Source organism: Janthinobacterium sp. GW823-FHT01H08 (assembly GCF_058797855.1).
Genome location: NZ_CM179504.1, coordinates 3,943,324 through 3,969,436, shown reverse-complemented (window position 1 = coordinate 3,969,436; position 26,113 = coordinate 3,943,324). Strand labels below are relative to the sequence as shown.

Below are 26,113 nucleotides of genomic sequence, written 5' to 3'. Positions count from 1 at the left end.
CAGAGTACATTGTTGAAGCGAAATCAATATTCCACCCTGGCCGCGCGCGCCGGGTCCTGGCTGCGGCGCGCCGTGCCGGCCTTGCTGCTGTGGGCCACTGTCGCCCATGCCGCCGCTCCTGCCCTCGAGGCGGAATTTGCCGCCGGCTTGAAGGAAGAGGGACTGGCGGGCGCCGTCTGGAGCGAAGTTTTGCCCGACGGCACAGTCAAAGTCGGCGCGTCCGGCCTGCGCGACGCCGCCAGGCAAGTACCGATGCAGGCCGATACGCGCATGCAGGTGGGCTCAGTGGGCAAGGTGGCGCTGGCGCTGGGCGTCTTGCGCCTGATCAGCGAAGACAAGCTCACGCTCGACACGCCCCTGCAGCAAGTGCTGCCCGAACTGGCGCTGAGAAATCCGTGGCTGGCCAGCGATCCTGTGCGCATCCGCCACCTGCTGGCGCATACGTCCGGTCTCGATAATGTGCGCTTCTGGCAGGCCTTCAGCCTGCAACCGGCGCCGGACACGCCGTTGGCCGCCGCTTTTGACGGCGGCGGCAATCTGCTGCGCGTGCGCACGCGGCCCGGCAGCCGCTACGCCTACTCGAATATGGGCTATGGCTTGCTGGGCATGGTGATCGAGCGAGTCACGGGCCAGCCGTATGAACGCTACCTCGATGCGCAACTGCTGCAGCCGCTGGGCCTGGCGGACAGCACGTTTGCTTTTGTCAGCCAGGCAGGCCCGCATGCAGACCCGCGCCTGGCCATGGGTTATTTCGAGCATGGCGTGGCGCAGCCGGCCGTGCCCCAGTACCTGCGTCCTGCCGCGCAATTTACCACCACGGCGGCCGACATGGGCAAGCTGGCGCAGTTCCTGATGGGCGACGGCAAGCTGCAGGGTACGCAGTTCATCGACCTGGCCCTGATGGGCGCCTTGTCCGAACCGGCCGGCACGGATGCGGCGCAGGCGGGCCTGGCGACGGGCCACGGTCTGGCGCTGGCCGTGCGCGACCGCCACAATGTCGTGGGCGCCTGCCACCCTGGCACGGCCGTGGGTTTCCGCGCCATGCTGTGCATCTATCCGGAGCAGGACAGCGCCTTCTTCGTGGCCTTCAACACGGATGCGGAGCGGGCCGACTATGAACGCTTCAACCGCCTGCTGCTGCGCGACCTGGAACTGCCCCTGCGTGCGCCGGCCCCGCAGGGCACGCCCGCACCCACGGTGGAAAACTGGCAGGGCGTCTACGTGCCGTCGCCCAGCGCCATGGCCAGCATGGCCTGGGTCGATGCCGTCTTCGGCTTTACGCGCCTCAAATGGGATGGCGAATCGCTGTTCCTGATCCCGTTCCAGGGGGAGCCGAAGGAGCTGGAACCGGTGGGCGGCTTGCTGTTCCGCGCCAGCGACCGCAGCACGCCATCGCATGTGCTGATGCAGGAAGATGGCAAGCATGTGCTCAGCGACGGTTTGCGCAGCTATGAGCGCGCGTCGATGTTGCGCATGCTGGTGCTGTGGGGCAGCCTGGCCCTGGGGGCTGCCGGCTTGCTGTACGTGCTGGTGGTGGGCGTCTGGCGCGCCGCGCTGCGCAGCCTGGGACGGGGCGACCATCTGTTCGCGCCCCTGTTGTCGCTGCTGGCGCTGCTCTTGCCGCTGCCGTTTTTCTATTTCCAGTCCTATCTGCGCCTGGGCGACGTCACCGTGGCCAGCGTGCTGCTGACATTGGCGACGGGCGCGCTGCCGCTGGCCACGGCGTTCGGCCTGGCCCTCTGCTGGCGCAGCCGCGGTACGGCGGCCGAGGCGGGCTCATGGGCGAAATGGGATTGGGTGGCCTTGCTGGCGGCCTTGCAACTGCTGCTGGTGCTGGCCTGGTGGGGCTTGCTGCCGCTGCGTCTGTGGCAGCTGTAGGCGGTCAGGTCCAGGCGGCCAGCAGCCGGCGCCACCAGGGTTGCGCCGGCGTGACCCTGCTGCCGTGCGCGGCCCGCTTGGCGCGATAGCTGGCCGCCGCCATCTGCAGGCCGACGCGGTCCATCGCCGCCATCGCGTCCGCTTCCTGCGGCGACAAGCCGTGCAGCAAGGCTTGCGCGCGCGGCGCGAGCAGGAAGGCGTGAAGCACGGCGTCGTCCGTGTACAGCCTGGCCAGATAGGTTTCCAGCGCGGGAGAACTCATGCGCTGCGCCCCGCGCGCAAGGCCGCGCGCGCCAGCTCCAGCTGGCCCAGCACATGCCCGAACGACGGGTAATTGCCGTCGCGTTCGACGATCACCGTCAACGGTTGCGGTGCATGGCGCGCCAGCAGGGTCAATAAAGCGAACACTTCGGGCGGCACGTCGTGCAGGTGGTCGTCCAGCAGCCGCTGGCCGCCGCCCGGCGCAGCGATCCAGTGGCCGCCGCTCAGGTGCACGGCGCCGACCCTGTCCAGCGGCAGGCGCAGCAGCAGTTGTTCCGGCCGCTCGCCAATATTGACGGCGTTCGCAAACAGGTTGTGCAGGTCGAGCAGCAGCGGCACTTGCGCGCCGTGGATAATCTGCGTCAGCCACTCGGCTTCGTCCATGGTGCTGGCCGGCGGGGCGACGAGGGTGGCGATGTTTTCCATCAGCGGCGCGCTGCCGACGATGCGCGTGGCCAGCGCGATATTGGCGATGGCGCCGGCGGCGCTGAGCGGCGTGCGCGGCGGCGCCGCCAGGTGGCCGATTTCGATGCCGCCGGCGCGCACAAAGCTCAGGTGTTCGGACCACGATTCCGCCTGCACCTCCTTCATCAGGCGCGCCATCGCCTGCAGCCGGCGCGGGTCGGCGGGTATCGTCGAGGCCAGCCCCATGCCCACACCGTGCAGGCTGACGGGCACCTGGCGCGCCAGGCGGTGCAGGGCGGCGACGCCGGCGCGCGAGGCATGGTAGTAATCGTCGGCGATCACTTCCAGCACGTCGATCCGCGCCAGGTGGGACAGGATGCCGGCGGCCAGTTCGCCGCGCCAGCCCAGGCCGACGCGGTCGCGTGCGCTTGCCTGGCTAACTGCCACAGCCGCCGCCACCGCCGCACCCGCCGCAGCCGCTGCCGCCGCCATCACCGCCGCCGTCGCCGCCCGATGAAGAGCCGCCCGAGTCGCCCGTGCCGCCGGACGACGAGTCGCCGCCCGAACTGTGCCGGGGCGACGGGTACAGCTCGGCGACATATCCGTACACGGACAAGGGCAGGGCGCCGATGCCGAAGATGGCGGCCAGCAGTGCCATGTCCGCGCTGCTGCTGCCTGCCTGCAGGCGCGCCGAGCGCATGTTCAGGCGGCCAAAAAGCATGCGCAAGTCGGTCAGCAGCCGCTGCGCGCTCCAGCTGGTCGCCTGGGTGCGCAGGCCGCGCAGCATGAGGAGAAAAATCGCCAGCAGGACTGCCAGGAACAGCAGGTTGTAGTGCTGGCGGCTGATGGCGATGACGGCCTTGACGCCGGCCACCGTCACCAGCAGCCAGTGCGCGGCCCAGGTGATGCGTTCGCGCCGGCGCAGCAGCGGCGGGCCGACCAGCAATTCCTGCTGCGTCAAGGTCTCCTGGTAGGCGCGGCACGATGGCAGCATCCCGGCCTGCACGGCCAGTTCCTTGCTATGGCCTTGGCGGCCCAGGTACAGCCGCAGCACGTCGCGTTCGATGTCGTGGCTGGCGAAGCGCAGGCTGTCGGCGCTGGCCGTTTCGAGCAGCGGGCCATCGGCGCGCAGCAAGCCGCGGTCGACCAGCACGATGGCGGCGATCTTCACGGCTTCGAGGGCGCCGCCGCGCAAGAAGGCGATGCGGTAGGGATCGTCGGCGAGTGTCAGCTGGGCGTGCGGATTGCGCACTTCCTGGCGGATCAGCAGCTCGCGCACGCCGTAGTACACGAGCAGGCCGAAGATCAGATAGGCCAGCAGGAACCACGGTCCGCTCCAGTCAAAGGGATTGAGACCGTTCACCGCATCTGCTCCGCGTGCTCGCGCAGGCGTTCGGTCATCGTCATCAGGCTTGTGAAGGCGGGCAGGGCTTGCCCCGGCGCCAGGCGCGCCGTTTCGCGCGCCGCCGACATCGCTTGCAAGGCTGCGTGCAGCGACGGTTCGCCCAGCTGGTCGACAAACGCTTCGAGCGCCTGCTTGCCGGACAGCGCAGACTTGCCCTCCAGCTGCGCCAGCGAGGCGGCGGCCGAGCGCAAGGGACCGGCGGCGTCGGCGATGGCGCCGGCCAGCTGTTCTTCATTCAGGCTCAATAGCATATAGCGTTCGCGCATGCGCACCTGCTGGTTCAGCAGCACTTGCCGCAGCCGGCGCAGCACGGCGTCGCGGCTCGTGTGCAGGCTGGCGAAAGGATCATTGCCCAGCAAGACGCGGTGGCGCGCGATGATGTCGGCGAACTTGACGGCGAAGGCGTCGGCAGCCTGCGTCAATTCGCTTTCGAGCAGGAACATCACCTGCAAGTCGATGGCGGCGTGCGCCAGGCGCAAGGGAGCGCGCAGCGCATCGGCCGCCTGCGGCGTAAAGCGCTTGAGCAGCAACAGCAGGTTGACGTCGGACGTGGCGCGCAACTGGCCGTCGGCGGCCGAGCCAAACAGCACGGCGGCGGCCAGGTCGGCGCCGAAGGCCGTTTGCGCGGCGGCGACGAACACATCCAGGTGGCGTTGTATTTCTTCTGGCAGCGGTGGCGGCATGCGGTGTTCTTTCACGGTGGGCGGGCGGGGTGAACATAAGTTTGCAATATAGCAAACTTATGCAACCGTGCGCGCACCGTCCGGCGCCGCGAACTTGGCCCCGGCTCAGCTCAAGACGTTGAGCAAGCCATCGAGTCCCACGAAGTTCAGCGCCACATCGGCCTGCGAGCGCACCACGGGCTTGGCGCGGAAGGCCACGGACAGGCCGGCGATGCCCATCATTTTCAAGTCGTTGGCGCCGTCGCCCATGACGATGGCCTGCGATGGCACAATCCCCATCTCCGCGCATACGCGTTCCACCGTACGCTGTTTTTCCTCGGCGTCGACGATGCCCCCTAAGACTTTGCCCGTCAGCTTGCCGTCGACGATTTCCAGTTCGTTCGCGTGCGTGTAGTCGAGGCCGAGGCGCTCTTTCAGGCGCTCGGTGAAGAAGGTAAAGCCGCCCGACACCAGCAGGGTCTTCAGGCCGGCCGCCTGCACGGCCGCCAGCATCTTCTCGGCACCCAGCGACAGCTTCAGGCGCTCGTCGTAGACGCGCTGCAGGGCCGATGCATCGAGGCCTTCGAGCAGGGCCACGCGCTGTTTCAGGCTGGCCGCGAAATCGAGTTCGCCGCGCATGGCCGCTTCCGTGATGGCCGCCACTTGCGGTTTGAGGCCCTGCATGTCGGCGATTTCATCGATGCACTCGATGGTGATCAGCGTCGAATCCATGTCCATCGCCACCAGCTTGAACTCACTGAGTTCGCGCTGGCCCATCATGTAGGTCGCGTCCAGCTGCGCCGCCTGGGCCGCCACTTCGATGGTGGGGCGCAGGGCTGGCGAATAGGCGATCTGCTCGCAGCGCACGGCATTCGGACCGAGGCGCGTGACGGACGTGGGCGCGGCCAGCGCGGCGATGCGCTCGAGGCGCGCGCTATCGCCGTCGAGACCCTGCAGGATCAGGTTCATGGTGATGGTCTTGGTATTGGTCATGGGTCAGGCCTGCATAAATGGTCGAAATGGTCTACACCGTCAATTGCTTGATGGTGGTCTTGATCTGCGTCACGCGCGCGGCCAGGTCCGGCATGGCGGCCGTGATTTTCAGCTTGTCCTGGCCATGCAGCTTGATATGGCGGTTCTTCTGGATCAGGCCGATGATGCGCATCGGGTCGATGGGCGGCTTGGCCATGAATTGCAGGGTGGCCGCCTCGCCATGCACGTCGATCTTGACGATGCCCACGGTTTTCGCCGCGATGCGCAATCGGTGCGTCTCGACCAGGGCCTTGACGGCGTCGGGCAGCTTGCCGAAGCGGTCGATCAGCTCTTCCTGGATATCGTCGATTTTCTCTTGCGTGGCGCAGTTGGCCAGGCGCTTGTAGATCGACAGGCGCTCGTGCACGTCGCCGCAGAAGTCCGCCGGCAGCAGGGCCGGCACGTGCAGGTTGATCTCGGTGGTCGAGGCCAGCGGCGCGGCCAGGTCCGGCTCCTTCCCGGCCTTCAGCGAGCGCACGGCTTCGTTGAGCATGTCCGAATACAGCTGGAAGCCGATTTCCGTCATCTCGCCCGACTGGCTCTCGCCCAGCACCTCGCCGGCGCCGCGGATTTCCAGGTCGTGCATGGCCAGGTAAAAGCCGCTGCCCAGCTCTTCCATCTGCTGAATGGCGTCCAGGCGGCGCTGCGCCAGTTTCGTCAGGCCCTGCACGTCGTGCACCAGCAAGTAGGCGTAGGCCTGGTGATGCGAGCGGCCAACGCGGCCGCGCAACTGGTGCAGCTGCGCCAGGCCGAACTTGTCGGCGCGGTGCATGATGATGGTGTTCGCCGTCGGCACGTCGATACCCGTCTCGATGATCGTCGTGCACAGCAAAATATTGAAGCGCTGGGCGACGAAGTCGCGCATGACCTTTTCCAGGTCGCGCTCGTGCATCTGGCCGTGCGCCACGGCGATGCGCGCCTCGGGCAGCAGTTCCGTCAGCATGGCCAGGCGGTTCTGGATGGTTTCCACCTCGTTGTGCAGGAAGTAGATCTGGCCGCCGCGTTTGAGTTCGCGCAAGCATGCTTCGCGGATGATGGCTTCGCCCTCGCTGCGGACAAACGTCTTGATGGCCAGGCGCTTTTGCGGCGCCGTGGCGATGATGGAAAAGTCGCGCAAGCCTTCCAGCGCCATGCCCAGGGTGCGCGGGATCGGCGTGGCCGTCAGGGTCAGCACGTCCACTTCCGCGCGCAAGGCCTTTAATGCCTCCTTCTGGCGCACGCCGAACCGGTGTTCCTCGTCGATGATGACGAGGCCCAGGCGAGTGAATTTTACGTCGTCCGACAGCAGTTTATGTGTGCCGATGACGATGTCGATGGTGCCGTCGGCCATGCCCTTGAACGCCTGCGTGATCTCCTTGCCGGTGCGGAAGCGCGACAGCTCGGCGATGCGCACGGGCCAGTCGGCGAAGCGGTCGGCGAAGGTTTGCGCGTGTTGTTCGGCCAGCAGGGTGGTGGGCGCCAGTATCGCTACCTGCTTGCCGCCCATGACGGCGATGAAGGCGGCGCGCAGCGCCACTTCCGTCTTGCCGAAGCCGACGTCGCCGCACACGAGGCGGTCCATCGGTTTACCGGACGTCATGTCCTTGATGACGTTGTGGATCGCCTCGGCCTGGTCCGGCGTCTCGTCGAAGCCGAAGCTGTCGGCGAAGCGCTGGTAGTCGTGCGACGAGAATTCGAACGAGTGGCCCTGGCGCAGCGCGCGGCGCGCGTACAGGTTGAGCAGTTCGGCCGCCGTGTCGCGCACCTGTTCGGCGGCGCGCTTTTTCGCTTTTTCCCACTGGCCCGAGCCGAGCGAATGCAGCGGCGCGTCTTCCGGCGAGGCGCCCGAATAGCGCGAGATCACATGCAGCTGCGACACGGGCACATACAGTTTCGTGTCCTTCGCATACTCGAGGTGCAAAAATTCCGTCTCGCCTTCGCCCAGGTCCATGCTGGTCAGGCCCATGTAGCGCCCGATGCCGTGGTTGATGTGCACGACGGGGTCGCCGATTTTCAGCTCGGACAGGTCGCGCACCATCGACTCGACCTGCGTCACGCCTTCCTGTTTCTTGGTGCCGACCCTGCGGCCGGAACCGGCATACAGCTCCGTCTCGGTGATGAAGGATAAATTTCCTTCCGGCGTAAACAGCTCGAAGCCCGCGTGCAGCGGCGCCACGCCCAGCATCAGCTTGGCGTCGGACTGCAGAAAGCCGTCGCTGCCTTCCACCGGTGTCAGCTGCAGGTCGTATTCGCTGAAGTACTGCTGCAGGGTTTCGCGGCGGCCGTTCGATTCGGCGCAGATCATCACGCGGCGGCCCGCTTGCAGCAGATAGCTGCGCAGGTTGGCCAGCGGGTCGTCGGCGCGGCGGTTGACGGCGATGTTCGGAATCGGCGCCGACAGTTCGGACGCCAGCGCATCGTTCGATTTGGCGATCGCCAGGCGCGGATAGGGCTTGGCCAGGCCGAAGAACTGCTCGTCGGACAGGAACAGCGATTCGGGCGGCAGGATCGGCCGCTCGCGGTCCGCCTTCAGGAAGCGGTAGCGTGACTGCGTGTCGGTCCAGAAGCGGCCGATGGCGGCGTCGATCTCGCCCACCAGGGCCAGCGAGGCGTCGGGCGGCAGGTAGTCGAACAGGGTGGCCGTCTGTTCGAAGAACAGCGGTAAATAATATTCGATACCGGCCGAGGCGATGCCGCTGCTGATGTCCTTGTAGACCACCGAGCGCGACGGGTCGCCCTCGAACTGTTCGCGCCAGCGGTTGCGGAAGGTGGTGCGTGCCGCTTCGTCCATGGGGAATTCGCGGCCCGGCAGCAGCCGCACTTCGTGCACGGGGTACAGCGAGCGCTGGGTGTCGGCGTCGAAGGTGCGGATGGTTTCGATGGTGTCGCCGAACAGGTCCAGCCGGTAGGGCAGGGCCGAACCCATGGGGAACAGGTCGAGCAGGCCGCCGCGCACCGAGTATTCGCCCGGCGACATCACTTGCGACACATGGCTGTAGCCGGCCAGGGTCAGCTGCGACTTCAGGCGCGCCTCGTCCAGGGTTTCACCCTTCTTGAAGAAGAAGGTGTAGGCGGCCAGGAAGGACGGCGGCGCCAGGCGCACCAGCGCCGTGGTGGCCGGCACGATCAGCACGTCGCACTGGCGCGTCTGGATTTCGTGCAGCGTGGCCAGGCGCTCGGAGACCAGATCCTGGTGCGGCGAAAAGGCGTCGTAGGGCAGGGTTTCCCAGTCCGGCAGCAGATGGCAGCGCAGTTCCTTGCCGCCAAACCACGGGATTTCATCGAGCAGGCGCTGGCCGTCGCTGGCCTGCGCCACCACAACGGCCAGCATCTGGCCCCGCGCTTTCAATTCCAGTGCGGCCAGCGCCAGGGCATAGGCGTCGGATGAACCATACAGGGCGGGCAGCGCATAGCGGTTGCCGGGCTTGGGGAGGGCTTTCGTTAAGTCTAAGGACATGCAGGCGATGACACTAGTGGCAGAGGCAGTTGAGTGGAACAGCTGTGATGCGCGCCGCGCCGCCAGTGACGGCGCTGACAGGCGAGATTATAGACCATCGCCCGCACCTCCGCGCTTGAGAAAACCGTCGCGAGCGGCAGCGATTTGTGGTCAAGAAGCGCAGCCGTACGCTAGTACGGTGAGCATCGCAGGCCGCAAGGCGCGACGCGCAGCAGGTTTTATCCTGCGCGGACATTGGCGATGCCGAATGGGACATGCACCATGGGTATCGTGCCGCCCGCCGATTTCAGGTGGCTCAACTGGTCGTCGAAGAAGATATGCGGCTTGAACACGGACAGCACGCGCGATTTGTCCATGCCGCCGAGGAAAAACGTCTCGTCGGCCGCCACGCCCCAGCTTTTCAGGGTCGTCACGACGCGCTCGTGCGAGGGCGCGTTGCGCGCCGTGATGATGGCGATGCGCAGGATCTTTTTGTAGCCGGGGTCGCGCCGCTGCGCCTTTTCTTCCAGGCGCTGCATGGTGGCCAGCTTCTGGAACAGGTCGGCCAGCGGGCCGGGGCGGTGCGGCGTGCCCACGTTCAGGGTTTCATGGGCGTGGAATTCATCGACGTCATTGTTGCGCTTGAACACGGTTTCCGCCTCGTCGTCGGCGATCACGCCGTCGAAATCGAAGGCCACGCGCAGTTCCTCGTCGTTTTCGTCGTCTTCCGTGCGCGATGGCAGCACCAGGCCGGCCGGATAGTCGCACGCCAGCGCGCTGCGCACGTCGTCCTCGTTCGCGCTGAGGAAGAGCGAGGCGTTGAAGGCGGGCAGGTAAGGATAGGGCGACTTGCCCGTCATGAAGGCGGCGCGCGAGATATCGAGGCCGTAGTGGGCGATCGAATGCATGACGCGCAAGCCCGTTTCCGGCGAATTGCGCGAAAACAGCACCACTTCCACGGGCGACTGGCGCGGGTAGTGCTTGTTGATGTTCAGGAAGCGGCGAATGAAGGGGAAGGCCACGCCGCGCGGCAGGACCGTGTCGATATGCGCTTCCTGGTATTTGCGGTATTCCTCGGGGCCGCTGTCGAGGTAGACCTGGTGCGATTCTGCCAGGTCGAACAGGGCGCTGGAAGCGACCCCGATCACCAGTTTGTGTTCGATAGGATAAGCCATGGTCTGCCTGTTGTTTGCTTGTTGCTCATCTTATACGACTATCAACTGCGTAGCCAATAGTGGCGTATCGGGATTTTTTGCACCAAAGCGGGGCGCCAGGCCGTTTTTTCTGTCCCCTGTGCAATATGCGCCACAGTAAAGAAAGAAATCTTGTTTTGTATCAAGTATGTAGCAGCCAGCGAGCGTATTTTCCACTATGCTTTCACTTATGAAATCTCGCCAATTGTAACGAAGCGTACGCCCTATCCCCGCCACCTTTATACAAGTGTCAGCTGTTTTACTCGAACATGCCAGCCCCAACTTCGCCAGCAGTCGTCGTGACTTTATAAAGGACCTAGCCATGTTTAAGAATTTACTGATCAAATGGAAGCTGGCGACGCTCGTTGCCGTGATGATGGTGGCCTTGCTGGTGGTGGGCATCAGCGGCTACACGGGCATCGCCACCGTGGGGACCGCCGTCAATGAGATCGGCGTGGTGCGCCTGCCGTCGATCCAGGGCCTGATGATGATGAACGAGGGCCAGACGGCCGTCGCCGCCGCCACCCTGACGGCCGCCATCTATGAAAACAATTACCAGGCACAGGACAAGTTCGCGGAAGCGCTGCAGCTGCGCACCAAGGCCTGGAGCAATATCGAGGCAGGCCGCAAGCTGTACGAGCCGCTGCCGCAAACCCCCGAGGAAGCCGTGCTGTGGAAGCGCTTCCTGGACGAATGGGCGGCTTGGAAGGGCGATGACGACAAGGTACGCGCCATCCTGCGCCAGCTGGCCGACAACCGCGACGAGCCGCGGCAGAAAGAGCTGTTCGTGGCGTTTTACAAGCAGTACCAGGATTCGCGCAGCCTGTTCAGCAAGGCCGAAGCCACGCTCAACGAGATCATCAAGCTCAATAACGGCGTGGCCGATGCCAGCGTCAAGGAAGGCAGCGCCGCCGTGATCCGCTCGGAAAGCCTGATGGTCATCCTCGGCTTGCTGGCTTCCGCGCTGGGCATCGGCTGCGCCGCCTACATCACGCGGGCCATCACGCAGCCGATCAATTCGGCCGTGAAAGTGGCGCAAACGGTGGCCTCGGGCGACCTGACCAGCCACATCGAAGTGCACACGACGGAAGAAACGGGCCAGCTGCTGCAGGCGCTCAAAGACATGAACACCAGCCTCGTGAACATCGTCGGGCAGGTGCGCAGCGGCACGGAGACGATTGCCACGGCGTCGTCGGAAATTGCCAGCGGCAACCTGGACCTGTCCTCGCGCACGGAAGAACAGGCCAGTTCGCTGGAAGAGACGGCATCGTCGATGGAAGAGCTGACGTCGACCGTGCGGCAGAACGCCGACAACGCCCAGCAAGCGAATCAGCTGGCGCTCTCCGCCTCGGGCGTGGCAGTGAAGGGCGGCGCCGTGGTGGGCAAGGTGGTCGAAACCATGGACGCCATCAACGACTCGTCGCGCAAGATCGTCGACATCATTTCCGTCATCGACGGCATCGCCTTCCAGACGAATATCCTGGCCCTGAATGCGGCCGTGGAAGCGGCGCGCGCGGGCGAGCAGGGACGCGGCTTTGCGGTCGTGGCCACCGAGGTGCGCAATCTGGCGCAACGCTCGGCGGCGGCCGCCAAGGAAATCAAGACCCTGATCGGCGACTCCGTCGTGGCCGTCGACACGGGCAGCAAGCTGGTGGCCGAGGCGGGCAGCACGATGGCCGAAATCGTCTCCAGCGTGCAGCGCGTGACGGACATCATGGCGGAGATCAGCCTGGCGACGCAGGAGCAAAGCTCGGGCATCGACCAGATCAACCAGGCCATCGGCCAGATGGACCAGGTGACGCAGCAAAACGCGGCCCTGGTGGAAGAGGCGGCCGCCGCGGCCGAATCGCTGCAGGAGCAATCGGGCCAGCTGGCCCAGGTGGTCAGCGTCTTCAAGCTCGATGGCGCACAGGCGCCAGCCGCACGCGCAAGCGCGAGCGCAAAGCCGGCCGTGCCGCGCGCCGCGGTGGCCAGCGCGCCGAAGCATCCTGCACCGCGTGCGGCTTCGAATACGGGCCGCCCGGCCCTGCGCTCCGTGCCTTCGGGGCAGAAGAGCGCGCCGCGCGAGGACGAGTGGGAAGTGTTCTGACGGCTTGATGGCGCCTGCATGCGCTACCGGACGGCCGCCTTGCGCGGCCGTTTTTTTTAAGGCGTGGCCGGCGGTGGCTGTTCGTAGGCACCCAGCCGGCGCTGTTCCTCCGGCGTGAAACTGGCGTCGCGCAGCTGCTGCAGGGCTGCCGCATCCTGCGCGCCGCCGGGCAGGATGGCCTGCTGCGCCTTCTGCGCCTGATACGCGATGATGCGCTGCTGCCACTGCGATTCCTCGCGGTCCAGTTCCGCCAGGCGCGCCGCTGCCGCCGGCGTGAAGGTGCTGGCACGCAGGCGGTAGACTTCATTCTCGCCGCCGCCCTGGGCCCGCAACGCCTTCACCGAGGCGTCCAGCTGCGCCACCCTGGCGGGTGCGTCGCGCGCATCGCGCTGGGCGGGCGACATTTTCTGGTCCAGCACGGCCAGTTGCGCCTGGCGCTGGGTTTCATCGAGCGAGGTGTCGCCGAGGATCGCCATGCGCGCCACGGCATCGTCGTCATATGCGTCGCTGGCGCCGAACAGGCCTGCGCTTTCCTCGGGCGTAAAATAATTGCCGCGCAGGGCGCGCATCGCTTGCAGGCGCGCGCGCGCCGCCACGGCGGGATCGGCCTGCGCCGGCAAGGCCTGTTCCGCGCCGGCCAGCGCCTGCTTGTAGGCCAGGTAAGCGCCCAGCAGGCGCTTGGCTTCGCGGGCGGGGACGGGCGCGAGGCGCCGGTCCAGTTCTGCCTCGATCTGGCTGCGGATGGCGGCCAGCGGCTTTTCGCCGAGGCCCGCCAGGTAGTAGTCGAACAGGTGCCCCAGTTCCGCGTCGACCACCAGCTTGTCGCCGGCGGCCACCGTCACGTTGCCGTCGGGCCGCGTGCCTTCCATCGAGCGCACGAACGCGAACAGGTCCGGTTCCGCCTTCTCCGGCGGCGGAGCGGGCGGCTCCCCCGGCCGCAATGCCAGGTACAGGACCAGGGCCGCCAGGCTGCCGCCGATGAGCCATCTCGCGTTCGTGCGCATCGCAGCCTCCTTACAGTCCCAGGCCTTGCAGGCGGTTGGCCTGCTGGCGGAAGACGGTGACGGGGTTCGTCTCGAACAGGTTGACGATGCCGACGAACTGGTTGACTTCATCGAGGTGGTTCATGGCGTAGTCGTCGCGGATCACCTTGCCCAGGTGGCTGGAGCAGCTGCTGACCAGACCATCGTTCTTCACGCCGCCGAAGGCCAGGCTGATGGCCGCCAGCGCCGGGTCGCCCACGTCGAGTACATTCGTGTACGGTTGCGCGCCGCTCCACGAAAAGTAGTGCACGCCCTGCACCTGGTAGGCGCCTTCGCCGCAGGCGGAGGTGGGCACGCCTTGCGGATGGCGGCTATTGAAGGCCAGCGAACCGGCCGTGGACAGCGAGGCGAGCGAGGCGCCCGCGTTTTGCGGCAAGCCCTTGTTGCCCGACAAAATGCCGATCAGGGAAGCGAGCGCATTGCCCAGCGCGCCGCTGGTGTTGGGAATGGCGCCGCTGAGGATATCGGCCACCTTGGAACCCTTGTTGACGCCGGCAACGCTGGTGACGGACGCCACCAGGTCGGGCCGCACGGAGGCGACATAGCGGGCCGTGGGGCCGCCGTGGCTGTGGCCGATCAAATTGACCTTGGCCGCGCCGGTGGCGGCGAGGATTTGCCGCACCTGCGACAGCAGCTGCTCGCCGCGCACTTCCGTGCTGTTGGCGGCCGAGACGGTGGTCACATACACTTGCGCGCCGCCGCTGCGCAGGGCGTCGGACACGCCATAGAAATAGTCGACGGGTCCCAGCTTGTCGAAGCCGAACAGGCCGTGCACGAGCACGATCGGGTACTTCGTTTGCGTGTAGCCGGCGGCGCCGGCGCTGCCGGGCAGGATGGCGAGGGAAAGCAGCAGGGTGGATAGCAGTTGCCAAAAGCGAGTCTTCATTTTGTCTCCGTTATTATTGAATAGTGGAAATGTCGATGCTGTAGCGATGAACCGTGCACTCCTTACATTCTCGATGCATTAAAAATAGCGAGCGCTCGGTTTATTGAATGTAGCATTGCTGGATTTAAATTGCTGTGAATTGCATGATGCAGCGCAATAACTGTGCGCATTTGGCGTTGCCTATGAGCCCATTGCATAGTTGAAAGGTCAAATAGTTGTTTTCCTGAGCTATAATCGGCACCGCATCCGCCGTCCCGCCGTCTTGCAGCGCCGCTCAGGTGCTGTCTTACATTGCTCATACACCGTTACTTGGGAATGCACTTGTCGACCCATTTTAATTTTGAACAGTTTCAGCAGATGACGCCTTTAAATGGCGAAAATATCTGGGAATATATTCTTGACCGCCACGCGGAGCGCATCGGCGTCAAGCGCCGCAAGCCGGCGCTGGAAAATCTCGAACGCATCTTTGTCGCCACCTTTCGCCTGGCCAATGACGTGGGTTTCCGCGCCATGAGCTTGCGCGACCTGTGCCGCGAAACGGGGCTGTCGATGGGCGGCCTGTATGGCTACATCACCAGCAAGGATCAATTGGCGGAAATGATCGAGGACGTGGTGCGCCACGCCACGCAAGCCTTGCCGCTGCTGTTCGTTGACGTGAAGTCGCCGCTGGACCGCCTGGAGGCGATGATACGCTCGTCGATCTACCTGTCCGAAGTGCTGCAGCCGTGGTTTTATTTCGTCTTCATGGATTCGCGCGTGCTGCAGGTGGAGCAGCGCAGCATGGCGAAAAATTCCGAGCTGTATGTGCAGACCCTGATCGCCGCCACCATCGCCGAAATCGAACCGAAGCCGCAGGGCGATCCCACCCTGCTGGCGGCGCACTGCCTGGCCCTGTTCCAGGACTGGTACGTGAAACGCTGGAAGTACCGCGCGGCGAAGGTCAATGTCGACGATTTTGCCGACAGCGTAGTCGGCACGGTGCGCGGATATTTGAGCATGGCCGCTGCGTAAGCCTCTGCGGCACCTGTAGGGTTACGCCGTCCCGGCTAACCCGACCTACGACTGGTGATTGATGCAGTAAGAGGCAGGTCGGATTAGCGAAGCGTCATCCGACAAGATAGCTGCGTCAGTTCGTGGTTTCCACCGGCAGCGTCTCCGGCAGTGCTGCCGGGTCCGTCGGCGTCTCCGCCTCCATATCCAGCGTCTTCACGCCATTCATGTCGATGAATTCATCGTACAACCATTCGCCGTCGACCTGGCTCAGGCCTGCCGGCACGTCGCGCGTGACTTGCGGGCGCGTGGAAAGCGCCGTGCGCATGTAGTCGATCCAGATCGGCATGGCCAGGGTCGAACCGAATTCGCGTCCGCCCAGCGATTTGGGTTCGTCGTAGCCCATCCACGCCACCGCCACGATGCCGCCGCTGTAGCCGGCGAACCAGCCGTCGACGGCGTCGCTGGTGGTACCCGTCTTGCCGGCGATGTCGCTGCGTCCCAGTTTTTTCGTCGCCGCCGCGCCCGTGCCCGTGCGGGCCACTTCGCGCAGCATGCTGTCCATCACGAAGGCGTTGCGCGGGTCCAGCGCCAGGGTCTTGTCGTCGTTCGGTGCGGGCGGTTTGGTCTGCATCAGGATGGTGCCCCTGGCGTCGACGATGCGGTCGATCAGGTATGGTTCCACCTGGTGGCCGCCATTGGCGAACAGGGCGTAGGCGCCCGCCATCTGCACGGGCGTGACGGAACCCGTGCCCAGCGCCATGGTCAGATTGCTGGGCTGGCGGGCCGGATCGAAGCCGAATTTTTCCAGGAAGTCGTGCGTGTACGACACGCCCAGCGCGCGCAGGATGCGCACCGAGGCCACGTTCTTCGACTGCGCCAGCGCGTAGCGCATGGTGATGGGGCCGTCGAACTTGAAGTCGTCATTCTGCGGCGCCCACACCTTGCCGCCCGCCTGCATTTCCAGGGGCACGTCGTTGATCAGGGTGGCCGGCGAAAAGCCTTTTTCCAGCGCCGCCGAATACACGAAGGGCTTCATGGCCGAACCGGGCTGGCGCCACGCCTGCGTGACGTGGTTGAACTTTTGCAGGTTGTAGTCGAAGCCGCCCACCATGGCGTGGTAGGCGCCCGTGTCCGCATCCAGCGAAACGAAGGCGGCGGCCACCAGCGGCACTTGCGTGATGGCCCAGTTACCCTTGGCGTCCTGGCTGATGCGGATCACGGCGCCCGGGCGCAACTTGATGCCGGCGCTCGCCTTGGCGGACAGGGCCGGGGCGGCAAAGCGCAAGCCGTCGCCCGTGATGGCCTTGGCGTCGCCGTCGCCCGTGTCGGCCACCACCTTGCCGCTGGCCACTTCCGTGACGACGGCGGCGATCAGGCCGTCGCTGTCCGGACGTTTTTGCAGCGCAGCATCGATGGCGTCGTCGCGCTGCTCGGGATCGGCCGGCATGTCGATGAAGGTTTCCGGGCCGCGGTAGCCGTGGCGCTGGTCGTAGGCGATGACGTTGCGGCGCGTCGAGGCGTAGGCCGCGTCCTGATCCGCCTTCAGGATCGTCGTGTAGACGCTGATGCCCTTGGTGTAGCTGTCTTCCTTGAATTGCGCAAACACGGCCTGGCGCGCCAGTTCGGCCACGTATTCGGCGTGCGTGTCGAAACCCTGTTTGCCGCGCGTATTGATATGCAGCGGCTGCGCCAGCGCCTGCCGGTACTGGCCTTCGCTGATGTAATCGAGTTCACGCATGCGTTTCAAGACCAGCTGCTGGCGCGCGTGCGCCTTTTTCGGGTTGCTGATCGGGTTGTGGCGCGACGGGTTTTGCGGCAAGCCGGCCAGCATGGCCATTTCCGCGATCGACAGTTCCGACAAGGGTTTGCCGAAATACGTCTGCGCCGCGCTGCCGAAGCCGAACGAGCGCTGGCCCAGGTACATCTGGTTCATGTACAGCTCGAGAATCTGCTCTTTCGACAGGGCCGCTTCGATTTTGAGGGCCAGCATGATTTCATTGAGCTTGCGCGAGGCGACTTTTTCGCGCGTCAGGAAGAAGTTGCGCGCCACCTGCATGGTGATGGTGGAGCCGCCGCCATGGCCGAAGCCGTGGCGCAGGTTCGACAGTACGGCGCCGCCGGCGCGCACGAAGTCGATGCCGTGGTGTTCGTAGAAGCGGCTGTCCTCGATGGCCAGCAGGGCTTTCTTCATCATTTCCGGCACTTGCGCAATCGGCACGAAGTCGCGGTGTTCTTCGCCGAATTCGCCGATCAGCACATTGTCGGCTGTGTACACGCGCAGCGGGATCTTCGGCTGGTAATCGGTGATGACGCCCAGCTCGGGCAGGCGGGGGCGCACGTACAGGAACAGGTAAGCGGCCAGCAGCACGGCGGCGGCCAGCGCGGCGCCGCCGGCGATGATGAAGCCGCGCACGGTGGCGCGGCGGGAGGGCCAGGGGAATCCGGATCGTTTGGCAGTCAAGGCAGTCTCACATGAGCGTGCAGGGCACGGTGGCAGCGATTATAGACCAATGCTGCGGCGCTTCCCGTGCGGGCCGGGCGCCGGGACCGGGAGCAAAAAACCTTTTCATCGAAACGCGGCTGTGCGATAGTCTCGGCTTCAAGCAAATAGCCCGGGCGTCAATCCGGGCTGTTTAATTTATACAATTAAGGATTTATTTATGGCAAAAGATGCAATGCCGAGCGCCGTGAAGCCGTACATCCCGGCCGATGCGAAGCTGCCCGAGATGACCTTCCGCGCGCTGTTCATGGGCGTCATCCTGGGGATGGTCTTTGGCGCCTCCTCGCTGTACCTGGTGCTGAAGGTGGGCCTGACCGTCAGCGCCTCGATTCCCGTCGCCGTGATCGCCATCACCCTGTTCGGCCTGGCCAAGAAGGTGGGAGGCAAGGATTCGTCGATCCTGGAAAACAGCATCACGCAGACCGCCGGTTCGGCTGGCGAGTCGCTGGCATTCGGCCTGGGCGTGACCATGCCCGCCATTTTGATCCTCGGCTTCGACCTGGAAATCTCGCGGGTCATGCTGGTCGGTATCCTCGGCGGCCTGCTGGGCATCCTGATGATGATCCCCATGCGCCGCACCATGATCGTCGACCAGCACAAGGAACTCAAATTCCCCGAAGGCACGGCCTGCGCCGAAGTGCTCAAGGCAGCCGCCACGGAAGAATCGCGCATCGCCGCCGGCGAAAGCATCGAGAAGGATTCGGCCGCCGCGCTGGACGCCAAGCGCCGCGCCAAGATCATCTTCGGCGGTTTCGCCGTCGGCTTGCTGTATAAAGTCTTCAATATCTCGTTCAAGGGCTGGAAGGACACGCCGGGCGTGGAATTTGCCGCGCCGCTCAAGGGCGGCTCCATCGGCGCCGAGATTTCCCCTGAATTGCTGGGCGTGGGCTACATCATCGGCCCGCGCATCGCCGCCACCATGGCCGCCGGCGGCGTGCTGTCGTATCTGCTCTTGATTCCGATGATCAAGTTCTTCGGCGACAGCCTGACCACCGTGCTCTCGCCGGGCACCAAATTGATCAGCGAAATGGGCGCCGACGACGTGCGCAGCGCCTACGTGCTGTACATCGGCGCGGGCGCCGTGGCGGCCGGCGGCCTGATTTCGCTGGTGCGCGCCATGCCCATGATCTGGCGCAGCCTGTCGGCCGGCCTGAAGGGCATCGGCAAGGGCATCAAGACCGATTCCACCTTGCGCACGGACCAGGATATCCCTCTGAAGTGGGTCGTCATCGGCTGCCTGTCCATCATCGCCGTGATCACGTTCGCCACGCCGCTGCACATGAATTTCCTCGGCGCGCTGCTGATCCTCGTCTTCGGCTTCCTGTTCGCCACCGTGTCGTCGCGCCTGACGGGCGAAATCGGCTCCTCGTCGAACCCGATCTCCGGCATGGCCGTGGCCACCTTGCTGTTCACTTGCCTGATCTTCCTGATCATGGGCTGGACGGGCGGGCGTTACTATGTGACGGCCCTGTCGGTGGGCGCCATCGTCTGCATCGCCGCCAGCAATGCGGGCACCACCTCGCAAGACTTGAAGACGGGCTACCTGGTGGGCGCCACGCCGCGCCTGCAGCAGTACGCGATCCTGGCGGGCGCCTTGTCGTCGGCCCTGATCCTCGGTCCGATCCTGCTGAAACTGAACGAGGCGAGCACCGTCTACGTGCCGGCCGCGCAAGTGGCGCCCGGCCTGACGGTCGATGCATCGAAGCTGACGGTGACGGGCGAGCTGCATGGCCCGCAAGCCGAGAGCGACCACAACACGTACAAAGTCTGGCAAAAGACCGATACCGTGGGCGGCCCGGCCGGCAAATATTTTGTCAAGGAAGATGGGCAACTCGCTTATCTGGTCGATCCGGGCATCAATGGCCACTACAGCAAGCGTCCGGACGGCTCGGAAGTAAAGAAATACGATGCGCCGAAGGCCGTGCTGATGTCCTACATCATCAAGGGCATCCTCGACCAGCAGCTGCCGTGGACCCTGGTGCTGTTCGGCGTGATGATCGCCGTGGTGCTGGAAATGGCCGGCATCCCGTCGCTGGCGTTTTCGGTGGGCGTGTACCTGCCGCTGTCGTCGACCTTGCCGATCTTCGTCGGCGGCCTGGTGCGCTGGCTGGCGGACCGCCGCAACAACAAGCTGGAACACAACGCCAAGCTCAATGAAGAAGAACGCCAGCTGGCGGGCGACCGCAGTTCGGGCGTGCTGCTGGCGTCCGGCTACATCGCCGGCGGCGCGCTGGCCGGCATCATCATTGCAATCACGGCCGGCGTGCTCACGCACTTCGACCAGATGATGGCCGACTGGGCCGAGCACGGCAACCCGTTCTACGCGGGCTTGAACTCGGATGCGCTGTCCCTGCTGCCGTATGCGGCCATCATCGTGCTGCTGTACTTCGTGGCGCGCGAGAAGAAGGCATCGCAGGCCTAGCACGCGACCGATCCGCATTGCCAGCCAAAACCGCCCGGGTGATACCGGGCGGTTTTTTTTGCGCCGTGCAGGCTGCTGCAGCCAGTATTTGTTGTAAAAATGCAATCAGATTGGCTCAGGGCGGTATATTGTTAGCAATATTTAAAATACAACAAACTGGAGTTCCATCCATGTTCAAGCTGCGATGCCGTCACAAGTTGCAATATTGGATCCATGTCGCCTTGCTGGCGGCCAGTCCCCCCCTGCATGCGGCGGCATTTCCCGTCGAGGCCATGTTCGAGGCGGAAGCCGGGGCGCCGGGCGGTCCCTGGACGCAAGAGTATCTTGGCAGTAATGTGATTTCCGGCGGCAGCTACCTGTCCACGCCGCCGAACCTGGCGCGCGCCGATACGCCGGGTGCGGCGGCCGAGTTGTCGTACACGGTGGCCGTGCCCCGCGACGGCAACTACACGGTCTGGCTGCGCGTGCTGGCGCCGGCGGCGGACGCCGCATCGCTGTACCTAGCGCTCGACAATGGCGCCTATGCCAGCGTCTCTGTGCCGTTCATTGCCGGCCAGGCCGCGCAGTGGACCTGGGTGCCCGTCACCCGCTGGCTGGCCGCGGGCGAACGCGAACTGAAGCTCCAGTACCGCGAGGGCGGCGTGGGCATCGATTGCCTGCTGGTGACGGCGCTCGCCGATTTTGTGCCGCAGGGCTATGGCGCGTACCCGCTGCCCACCGTGCTGCCGCCGACAGGCGAGCATCCGCGCCTGTTTGCCCGGGTGGGCGACCTGGCGGCCATACGCAGCCGGTTCGAATCTGATGCACAGGAGATGGCTACGCATCGCGCTGTCCTGAATGGGTTTATCGCATCACCGGCGGTCGTGGCGCTACCCGTGTTCGTGCCAGGCGGCCCCGCCGGGAGCAACCACCAGGTCGACGTGGTAAGCACGATCAAGGCGAAGGCGCTGTTCTCGCTGCTGTATGAAGGCGGTGGCGCGCCGGCGTCGGCGCAGCGGGGCGGTGAAGCCGTGCAGATGCTGCTCGACTACCTGGCGGCCGTGCGCTTTTCGCCCGGGTATAGCCACCCGAACGAAAAAGGCGACATCATCCTGGCCAGCGCCATGGTGTATGACTGGTGCTTCCATCTGATGAGCGCGCAGCAGCGCGCCTATGTGGTCACGCGCTTTACGCAGATTGCCGCCACGATGGAAATCGGCTTTCCGCCATCGCGTCAAGGCGCCGTCGTGGGCCATGGCAGCGACAACCAGCTGCTGCGTGACCAGCTAGCGGCCGCCATCGCCTTTTATGACGAGGCGCCGCTGGTCTACAACATCGTTGCCGGGCGCTTCTTTGCCGACTATATCGCGCCGCGTAACTACGCCTACGCCGCGCAAGCCTATCATCAGGGCGCGTCCTATGGCACGGTGCGTTTCCTGGCGGACATGTACGCCGCCTGGCTGTTCCGGCGCATGGGCGCTGCCCCCGTGCTCGATCCCGTGCAGCAGATGACGCCGTATCATTGGCTCTACACGCGCCGCCCCGACGGGCAATGGATGCGTGATGGCGACGTCTATCATTCCTCCTATACCAACAGCAGGCAGACCTGGAGCGAACCGCTGGCCTTCATGTTGCCCGCGACCTACTATAACAATTCCACCTTGAAGCAGGAGTATTTGAAGCAGTCGCTGCAGCAGTCGACCAGTTTTATCCATGCCAAGGACAGCATCTGGCCTATTTTGCTTGGCAATACAGGCATGGACAGCACACCCAGTCCGGCCACCTTGCCCTTGACCAAGTATTTCCCCGATCCCGCCGGCTTGATGATCGCCCGCACGGGCTGGACCGATGGCATACATGTCGAGTCGGGCAATGTCGTGGCGACGATGAAGCTGGGCGGCGACTGGTTCGGCAACCACGAGCATTACGACGCCGGGCATTTCCAGATTTACTACAAGGGCGGCCTGGCCATCGATTCGGGCATTTACAGCGGCAGGGATGTCGCCGATCCCGCCATTGTCCTGGAATACGGCAGCGCGCACGACATGAACTATCACAAGCGCAGCATCGCGCATAACACGATGCTGGTGTATGACCCGGGCGAGAATTTTGACGGTTATGCCAATGACGGCGGACAGCGCTTTCCTGGCGAGGAGCCGCAAACCCTGGCGGAACTGGCCAACGGCTACAAGGTGGCCACGGTCCTGCGGCACCAGTCCGGCCCCCAGGCGCAGGCGCCGGACTTCAGCTACATCAAGGGCGACCTGACGGCGGCCTACAGCAGCAAGGTGCGCCAGTTTCAGCGCTCGTTCGTGTTCTTGAACCTCAAGGATGCGCACCACCCGGCCGCGCTGATCGTGTTCGACAAGGTCAGCGCCAGCGATGCGGGGTTCAGGAAGACCTGGCTGTTGCACAGCCAGTCCGAGCCGGAAATCAGCGGCGACACGGTGGTCGTCCAGCGTACGGATTGGGACTACAACAGCACCTTGCAGTACAACGGCAAGCTGATCAACCGCACCGTGTTGCCAACGAATGCCGTGCTGGCCAAGGTGGGCGGCAGCGGCAATGAATTCAGCGTCGGCGGCATCAACTATCCCATCCAGCCTGAAGCGGACTATTCGACCGAGGAAGCGGGCGCCTGGCGGCTGGAAGTGTCGCCGCCGGCCGCCAGCGAAACGGACTTGTTCCTGAATGTCATGCAGGTGATGGATGCCGGCAGCACGCTGCCTGCGCTGCCCACGACGGCCATCGCTTCGCCGCTGCTGGCCGGCGTGCAGATCAAGGACCGCGTGGTGCTGTTTTCCAGGAGCGGTTTGCCGCTGGGCGGTACCGTCACCTTCGAGCTGCCGGCACAAAGCGCGTCCATGCAGGTGCTGGTGACGGATTTGCAGGCGGGAAGCTGGACTGTCCGCAAGCGCGGGTCGGGCGGCCCCATCGAGGATGAGGTGAGTGACGACGGCGGTGCCTTGTATTTTGCCGCCAATGGCGGCGGTGCGTACGACCTGCAGCGCAGCGCAAGCGGCGCCGGGCGCGCGGCGGCGTTGCCAGCGTCACCGGCCGTGCCGTGAAAGGCCAGGCTAGACAGGCCGCGCCGCCAGTTGCGCAGCGCTTGCGTAGATCGTCACGTGTTCGGACGCCAACCGGCGCAGGTGGTCATAAAATGCCTGCGCCGGTATGCACCATGACGCCGCATCGCCCACGTGCCCGTTGACGCGCAGGCCGGCGGCGTCGAACTCCCGGTGAAAGTAGTCGCGCAGGTCGCCGCGCCCGGGATGGTCGATGCGGCGCTGCGCGATGGCGGGATCGAAAGGCCGCACGGGCACGTCCCAGCGCCGGCCGGCGTGGTCCAGGCAGGCCAGCAGCTTTGTCTCGCCTGCCCACACGGGCACGGGAAAGGCGTCGCCCATGGCGTCTTCCAGCGCGTGATAGAACGTCACCGGCCCCATGGAAATGCCCAGGCCCAGCACCTTGGCCTGCTCGCAGCCGATGAAGCGCTGCCAGGGCGAATCCACGCCGAAGATCGACGGCGCGCGGTGATGCGCCTCGGTGAGAGCGTCGGCATGGCGGCCCCACGCGGACACGGAGTGGGTCGGGTGGATGCTGCGCCGCACACCGGCGCTGGCGAGGAACGCTTCGGGCAGGCGCCCCATGTGCGTGCCATGGCGGCGCGGGTCGAACACATAGTCTTTCATGTCGCAGGTGGCGCGCACGGTCCCGCCCGGCAGATAGTAGGTGGGCAGCAGCAAGGTGCCTTGCGGGCCGACGGCGTCCTGCAGGGCGGCAATCACGGCCGCCGCGCCGCCTTCCACGTAGCCGAGGCTTTTCAGCGAAGAGTGCACGAATAGCGTGTCTCCGTGCGCGATGCCCAGCCGCGCCAGATCGGCGGCCAATCCGGCGCGCGTCACGTGGCGCGCGCCGTGGCGCATGTTGCGGGCGCTGGCGGCGCGGCGCCACGCTTCCAGCGCGGCCCTGGCGGTGCGCCTGGCCCCGTCAAGCATGGCCTGACTCCAATTCCAGCAGGTTGGCATCGATGCAGAACTTGGCGGCCCAGTTCAGGTAGGCCCAGGTGCCGTAGTCGCCATCGACGGGAAACGAGCCCTTGACGCCGCCGCGCGCGTGCGCGGGGCCGTCGATGCTGACCGCGCGCCGCACGTAACGATTCAGGCGGCGCGCCGCGTCGAGGTAGCGCCGCTCGCCCGTGAGCTGGTACAGCAGGAACAGACAATGCGCGTTTTGCGCCGAACCCGTGAGGCAGGCGTAGCCGGCCCCCGGCTGGAAGTCGGGTCCGAGGCGGCCAGGCAGGTAGCCGTCTGCCGCCACGGCCCTGGCGACGCTCGTGCCGGTGCGCGCGGCGGCCTCCAGCAGGTCGGCGCGCGCCGAGAAGCGGTGCGCTTCGAGCACGCCGCGCAAGGCGTAGCCGATGGTGTGGGTCAGGGGCAGCAGCGGGTTGTCCAGGCAGTTCGAGGCGAACCAGCCGTTGGGACGCTGCTTCGTCAACGCCCAGTCGACCTGGCGCAGGCCCGCCGCGCCATAGCCGTGGCCCGGCGCGACGCGGTCCGCTTCGAACAAGCCCCACGCCACGTGGGTTTCATACGCCTTGTCGCCGGCGCTGGCGAACGGCGTCGGATGGCGGCGCCAGCAGCCGTCGGCATCCTGGCTGTCGCGCAGCCAGCGTGCCGCGCGGTGCATGGCGTCCTCGTAGGCCCCGCCGTACGCTGCCACGCCGGCCGCCAGGCCAAGCAGGATCTGGCCCGTGTTGAAGGTGACGGGCACGCGCGGCGTCGAATCGATCTTCCCGCCCTGGAAACCGCCTTCCGGGAACTGGATGGCCACGCACCAGTCGAGCATGCGGCGCGCGCGCTCGTGCAGCGCATCATCCCCACCCTCGTCGCCCGTGCGCTGCGCCAGGGCGATCAGGGTGGGGATGATGTAGCCGGTGGTTTCGGGATAGGAGCTAGCCCAGCCCGTCAGCAGGCTGTAGTCGCGCGCGACGCCGCCGTCGTTGGAGCTGGAATGGTCTTGCGCCGCGCATAGCCAGGCCGTGCAGGCCTTGATGACGGCTTGCGGCCCGGGATCAAAGGCGGGCAGGCCGCGCCGGTCCGACGTCCGCTCCATGCGCGCCGCCGCCGGCAGGCCCGCCTGCGGCGCCAGAGTGTTCCTGATTTTCGCGAGCAAGGCGCGCATGGCATTCCATCCGGTGGTTGGCTCAGCCTACTGTAGCGCCGGCCATCGGCAGGGCTATTGACTTACCGCAAGGATTGGCCGCCGCGTCGCCGCCGCGGGAATTGACGCATAATGGCTGTATCACCATCGCCGACGAGGCCCGCCATGAACACCGTCACGCTTGAGTATTCGGTCGTCACCAATCCCGACTCGTTTGTCGGCTTCAAGTATTACGTCAAGGCGGGGCAGGCATTCGATGCCGACGATTTCGCCTATTCCTACAAGCTGAACCGCTCCGACCTGGACCCGGACAGCGTGCTGGCCACGCGCGAGGCGGCGGCGAATTTGCAGCCGGGCGAGTGGTTGACGGTGTCGCATTCGATTGCGGCGTAGCCGGCTGCCTTACGTTGGCGCAAACCAGGCGCGCAGTTCATCGACGGCCTTCTGCGCCGAGTCTTCGGTCAACGTGAGCACGATGACCATTTCCTGCGCCGGGCGATGCTGCCCATCGCTGCCGGCCAGCTCGATGGCTTGCCCGAAGCTCGTATAGCAGGGACCGCACTCCTGCGGGCATTGCTGCACGATGCGCGCCGCCTTGCCGGCGTTGCGGTCCGCCAGGTTGACGATGGGATTGCCGTCATAAAATGGCTGGCCGTTGGCAAATGCGGTGCGCAGATACGGCGCGCATTGGCCGTCGAGGAAGGCCAGGCGTGCCTGCCAGTAGGCCTCAGCCGCCGCGTACGCGGCCTGATCTTCGAGAAAATCGGCAAACAGGAAGTCGTTCATA

Annotated in this window: 19 protein-coding genes; 6 read left to right on the top strand and 13 right to left on the bottom strand. The window is 65.4% G+C overall.

Going from position 1 to position 26,113, the window contains the following annotated elements:
* Positions 1-12 precede the first annotated feature (12 nt).
* Positions 13-1,878 (top strand): serine hydrolase domain-containing protein, encoded by a 1,866-nt coding sequence (locus AC3RCG_RS17720; protein WP_492402831.1) that lies wholly within the window; start codon positions 13-15, stop codon positions 1,876-1,878.
* Between the two features lie 4 nt (positions 1,879-1,882).
* Here the strand turns inward: AC3RCG_RS17720 and AC3RCG_RS17715 are convergent, their stop codons facing one another.
* The 7 genes from AC3RCG_RS17715 to AC3RCG_RS17685 all read right to left on the bottom strand — a co-directional run bounded on the left by AC3RCG_RS17715 (position 1,883) and on the right by AC3RCG_RS17685 (position 10,233).
* Entirely contained in the window at positions 1,883-2,140 is a 258-nt protein-coding gene (locus AC3RCG_RS17715) for a hypothetical protein (protein WP_492402833.1), read from the bottom strand.
* Positions 2,137-2,991 carry an MbnB/TglH/ChrH family RiPP precursor modification enzyme gene (locus AC3RCG_RS17710; protein ID WP_492402835.1) on the bottom strand — a complete coding sequence of 285 codons (855 nt, stop codon included), beginning with the start codon at positions 2,989-2,991 and terminating at the stop codon, positions 2,137-2,139. The genes AC3RCG_RS17715 and AC3RCG_RS17710 overlap by 4 nt, the downstream gene beginning before the upstream one ends.
* Positions 2,981-3,907, bottom strand: a complete 927-nt coding sequence (locus AC3RCG_RS17705) for a TIGR04222 domain-containing membrane protein (RefSeq protein ID WP_492402837.1) — start codon at positions 3,905-3,907, stop codon at positions 2,981-2,983. The genes AC3RCG_RS17710 and AC3RCG_RS17705 overlap by 11 nt, the downstream gene beginning before the upstream one ends.
* On the bottom strand, positions 3,904-4,632 hold the full coding sequence (locus tag AC3RCG_RS17700; protein WP_139143150.1) for a nucleotidyltransferase domain-containing protein: 729 nt from the start codon (positions 4,630-4,632) through the stop codon (positions 3,904-3,906). Before AC3RCG_RS17700 ends, AC3RCG_RS17705 begins: the two co-directional genes overlap by 4 nt.
* Before the next feature lie 105 nt (positions 4,633-4,737).
* Entirely contained in the window at positions 4,738-5,580 is an 843-nt protein-coding gene (gene serB / locus AC3RCG_RS17695) for a phosphoserine phosphatase SerB (protein ID WP_492402991.1), read from the bottom strand.
* Positions 5,581-5,635: 55 nt separating this feature from the next.
* Positions 5,636-9,079, bottom strand: a complete 3,444-nt coding sequence (mfd, locus tag AC3RCG_RS17690) for a transcription-repair coupling factor (protein ID WP_492402839.1) — start codon at positions 9,077-9,079, stop codon at positions 5,636-5,638.
* Between the two features lie 218 nt (positions 9,080-9,297).
* Complete coding sequence (locus AC3RCG_RS17685; RefSeq protein WP_121669819.1) at positions 9,298-10,233, bottom strand: 5'-nucleotidase; 936 nt, start codon at positions 10,231-10,233, stop codon at positions 9,298-9,300.
* Between the two features lie 340 nt (positions 10,234-10,573).
* On the opposite strand from AC3RCG_RS17685, the gene AC3RCG_RS17680 reads away from it, so the two are divergent.
* Positions 10,574-12,340, top strand: coding sequence for a methyl-accepting chemotaxis protein (locus AC3RCG_RS17680; RefSeq protein WP_070312040.1), 1,767 nt, complete (start codon positions 10,574-10,576; stop codon positions 12,338-12,340).
* Positions 12,341-12,396: 56 nt separating this feature from the next.
* On the opposite strand, the gene AC3RCG_RS17675 is transcribed toward AC3RCG_RS17680, so the two are convergent.
* Both AC3RCG_RS17675 and AC3RCG_RS17670 read right to left on the bottom strand, forming a co-directional pair.
* Positions 12,397-13,344 carry a lipase secretion chaperone gene (locus AC3RCG_RS17675; RefSeq protein ID WP_492402842.1) on the bottom strand — a complete coding sequence of 316 codons (948 nt, stop codon included), beginning with the start codon at positions 13,342-13,344 and terminating at the stop codon, positions 12,397-12,399.
* Between the two features lie 10 nt (positions 13,345-13,354).
* A complete protein-coding gene (locus tag AC3RCG_RS17670) occupies positions 13,355-14,269 on the bottom strand; it encodes a lipase family alpha/beta hydrolase (RefSeq protein WP_492402844.1) in 915 nt (304 codons plus the stop codon).
* A gap of 357 nt (positions 14,270-14,626) precedes the next feature.
* On the opposite strand from AC3RCG_RS17670, the gene AC3RCG_RS17665 reads away from it, so the two are divergent.
* On the top strand, positions 14,627-15,280 hold the full coding sequence (locus tag AC3RCG_RS17665) for a TetR/AcrR family transcriptional regulator (RefSeq protein WP_070220014.1): 654 nt from the start codon (positions 14,627-14,629) through the stop codon (positions 15,278-15,280).
* A 115-nt stretch (positions 15,281-15,395) separates the two neighbouring features.
* On the opposite strand, the gene AC3RCG_RS17660 is transcribed toward AC3RCG_RS17665, so the two are convergent.
* Positions 15,396-17,723 (bottom strand): penicillin-binding protein 1A, encoded by a 2,328-nt coding sequence (locus AC3RCG_RS17660; protein ID WP_492402846.1) that lies wholly within the window; start codon positions 17,721-17,723, stop codon positions 15,396-15,398.
* A 199-nt stretch (positions 17,724-17,922) separates the two neighbouring features.
* On the opposite strand from AC3RCG_RS17660, the gene AC3RCG_RS17655 reads away from it, so the two are divergent.
* Both AC3RCG_RS17655 and hepB read left to right on the top strand, forming a co-directional pair.
* Positions 17,923-20,184 carry an OPT family oligopeptide transporter gene (locus AC3RCG_RS17655; protein ID WP_492402848.1) on the top strand — a complete coding sequence of 754 codons (2,262 nt, stop codon included), beginning with the start codon at positions 17,923-17,925 and terminating at the stop codon, positions 20,182-20,184.
* Positions 20,185-20,354: 170 nt separating this feature from the next.
* Entirely contained in the window at positions 20,355-23,231 is a 2,877-nt protein-coding gene (gene hepB / locus AC3RCG_RS17650; RefSeq protein WP_492402850.1) for a heparin/heparin-sulfate lyase HepB, read from the top strand.
* A gap of 9 nt (positions 23,232-23,240) precedes the next feature.
* Here the strand turns inward: hepB and AC3RCG_RS17645 are convergent, their stop codons facing one another.
* Together AC3RCG_RS17645 and AC3RCG_RS17640 are read right to left on the bottom strand one after the other, a co-directional pair.
* Complete coding sequence (locus AC3RCG_RS17645; protein WP_492402852.1) at positions 23,241-24,161, bottom strand: AAC(3) family N-acetyltransferase; 921 nt, start codon at positions 24,159-24,161, stop codon at positions 23,241-23,243.
* Positions 24,154-25,347 carry a prenyltransferase/squalene oxidase repeat-containing protein gene (locus AC3RCG_RS17640; protein WP_083287877.1) on the bottom strand — a complete coding sequence of 398 codons (1,194 nt, stop codon included), beginning with the start codon at positions 25,345-25,347 and terminating at the stop codon, positions 24,154-24,156. Before AC3RCG_RS17640 ends, AC3RCG_RS17645 begins: the two co-directional genes overlap by 8 nt.
* A 144-nt stretch (positions 25,348-25,491) precedes the next feature.
* On the opposite strand from AC3RCG_RS17640, the gene AC3RCG_RS17635 reads away from it, so the two are divergent.
* Complete coding sequence (locus tag AC3RCG_RS17635) at positions 25,492-25,719, top strand: hypothetical protein (RefSeq protein WP_070291560.1); 228 nt, start codon at positions 25,492-25,494, stop codon at positions 25,717-25,719.
* A gap of 9 nt (positions 25,720-25,728) precedes the next feature.
* On the opposite strand, the gene AC3RCG_RS17630 is transcribed toward AC3RCG_RS17635, so the two are convergent.
* Entirely contained in the window at positions 25,729-26,112 is a 384-nt protein-coding gene (locus AC3RCG_RS17630; RefSeq protein WP_492402854.1) for a hypothetical protein, read from the bottom strand.
* Position 26,113: the final 1 nt, after the last annotated feature.

Coding starts and splice junctions, on each gene's coding strand:
- AC3RCG_RS17715 (WP_492402833.1), bottom strand. CDS start 2,140: ATGAGTTCTCCCGCGCTGGAAACCTATCTGGCCAGGCTGTACACGGAC.
- AC3RCG_RS17700 (WP_139143150.1), bottom strand. CDS start 4,632: ATGCCGCCACCGCTGCCAGAAGAAATACAACGCCACCTGGATGTGTTC.
- serB (WP_492402991.1), bottom strand. CDS start 5,580: ATGAACCTGATCCTGCAGGGTCTCGACGGCGATAGCGCGCGCCTCGAG.
- mfd (WP_492402839.1), bottom strand. CDS start 9,079: ATGTCCTTAGACTTAACGAAAGCCCTCCCCAAGCCCGGCAACCGCTAT.
- AC3RCG_RS17685 (WP_121669819.1), bottom strand. CDS start 10,233: ATGGCTTATCCTATCGAACACAAACTGGTGATCGGGGTCGCTTCCAGC.
- AC3RCG_RS17680 (WP_070312040.1), top strand. CDS start 10,574: ATGTTTAAGAATTTACTGATCAAATGGAAGCTGGCGACGCTCGTTGCC.
- AC3RCG_RS17675 (WP_492402842.1), bottom strand. CDS start 13,344: ATGCGCACGAACGCGAGATGGCTCATCGGCGGCAGCCTGGCGGCCCTG.
- AC3RCG_RS17670 (WP_492402844.1), bottom strand. CDS start 14,269: ATGAAGACTCGCTTTTGGCAACTGCTATCCACCCTGCTGCTTTCCCTC.
- AC3RCG_RS17665 (WP_070220014.1), top strand. CDS start 14,627: ATGACGCCTTTAAATGGCGAAAATATCTGGGAATATATTCTTGACCGC.
- AC3RCG_RS17655 (WP_492402848.1), top strand. CDS start 17,923: ATGGCAAAAGATGCAATGCCGAGCGCCGTGAAGCCGTACATCCCGGCC.
- hepB (WP_492402850.1), top strand. CDS start 20,355: ATGTTCAAGCTGCGATGCCGTCACAAGTTGCAATATTGGATCCATGTC.
- AC3RCG_RS17645 (WP_492402852.1), bottom strand. CDS start 24,161: ATGCTTGACGGGGCCAGGCGCACCGCCAGGGCCGCGCTGGAAGCGTGG.
- AC3RCG_RS17640 (WP_083287877.1), bottom strand. CDS start 25,347: ATGCGCGCCTTGCTCGCGAAAATCAGGAACACTCTGGCGCCGCAGGCG.
- AC3RCG_RS17635 (WP_070291560.1), top strand. CDS start 25,492: ATGAACACCGTCACGCTTGAGTATTCGGTCGTCACCAATCCCGACTCG.
- AC3RCG_RS17630 (WP_492402854.1), bottom strand. CDS start 26,112: ATGAACGACTTCCTGTTTGCCGATTTTCTCGAAGATCAGGCCGCGTAC.